General features: G+C 69.9%; 1 protein-coding gene. It reads right to left on the minus strand.

From position 1 onward, the window contains the following. Positions 1 to 136: 136 nt before the first annotated feature. On the minus strand, positions 137 to 1,204 hold the full coding sequence (locus tag ABZV34_RS39630; RefSeq protein WP_356288208.1) for a glucose-1-phosphate thymidylyltransferase: 1,068 nt from the start codon (positions 1,202 to 1,204) through the stop codon (positions 137 to 139). Between the last annotated feature and the right edge of the window lie 80 nt (positions 1,205 to 1,284).

Consider the following 1,284-nt stretch of genomic DNA (forward strand, 5'->3'; position numbering starts at 1 on the left):
GCGGTGCCGTCGCCGGTGCGCCGCAGGACGTGGCCGGGCAGGGCGTGTTCGGCGGGGGGTGCGGCGGGGTCCAGGCCCCGGGCGGCGGCTTCGCGTTCCGCGGTGACGGCGGTCACCACGAGCAGCCGTACGGGGGTCATGACGGGATCTGCACGCGGCCGTGGTCACCGATCACGAACCGGTGGGCGGCGGGCAGGCGTGGGGCGAGGGTCACCTGGACGTTGCGGCCGATGAGGGAGGCCTCGACGCGGCGGATGCGGTCGAAGGAGGAGTCGCGCAGCACGATGGAGAACTCGATCTCGCTGGCGGTGATGCGGCAGTTCTCGGCGACGGAGGTGGAGGGGCCTATGTAGGAGTCGGTGATGACGCTGCCGGCGCCGATGATGGCGGGGCCGACGATGCGCGAGTTGCGGACGACGGTGCCGGCCTCGATGTGGACGCGTCCGATGATCTCGCTGGCCTCGTCGACGTGGCCGTCGATGCGGGTCTCCAGGCGTTCCAGGAGGGTGCGGTTGACCTCCAGCATGTCGTTGACGTTGCCGGTGTCCTTCCAGTACCCGGTGATCACGGTGGAGCGCACGGCGAGTCGCTGCTCGATCAGCCAGCGCAGGGCGTCGGTGATCTCCAGTTCGCCGCGCGGAGAGGGGGAGATGGCGCGTACGGCGTCGTGGATGTGGGGGGTGAAGAGGTAGACGCCGGCGACGGCGAGGTCGCTCCTGGGGTGTGCGGGCTTCTCCTCCAGGTCGACGACGTTGCCGCTGTCGTCGATGACGGCGACGCCGAAGGAGGTGGGGTCGGGGACGCGGGTGAGCAGGATCTGCGCGTCGCAGCGGTCCTTGCGGAACTCGTCGACGACGTCGGTGATGCCGTCGAGGACGAAGTTGTCGCCGAGGTACATGACGAAGTCGTCGTCGCCGAGGAAGGGGCGGGCGATGAGGACGGCGTGGGCGAGGCCGAGGGGGTTTCCCTGCTGTATGTAGGTGATGTCCAGGCCGAAGGCGGAGCCGTCGCCGACGGCGGCCTCGATCTCCTCGGCGGTGCCTCCGACGATGATGCCGACCTCGGTGATGCCGGCTTCGGCGATGGCTTCGAGGCCGTAGAAGAGGATCGGTTTGTTGGCGACCGGCACCAGTTGCTTGCTGGACGTGTGGGTGATCGGCCGCAGTCGCGTACCGGATCCCCCCGCGAGCACGAGAGCCTTCACAGTTCCATCCAGGTGAGGAGTAGCTGGTCGGCCGGTGGTCGCCGGGGCGTCCACGCGGCCGGGTGGGGTGGGGCGGCCGC

This window comes from Streptomyces sp. NPDC005195, assembly GCF_040608315.1.
Classification (GTDB): domain Bacteria; phylum Actinomycetota; class Actinomycetes; order Streptomycetales; family Streptomycetaceae; genus Streptomyces; species Streptomyces kaempferi.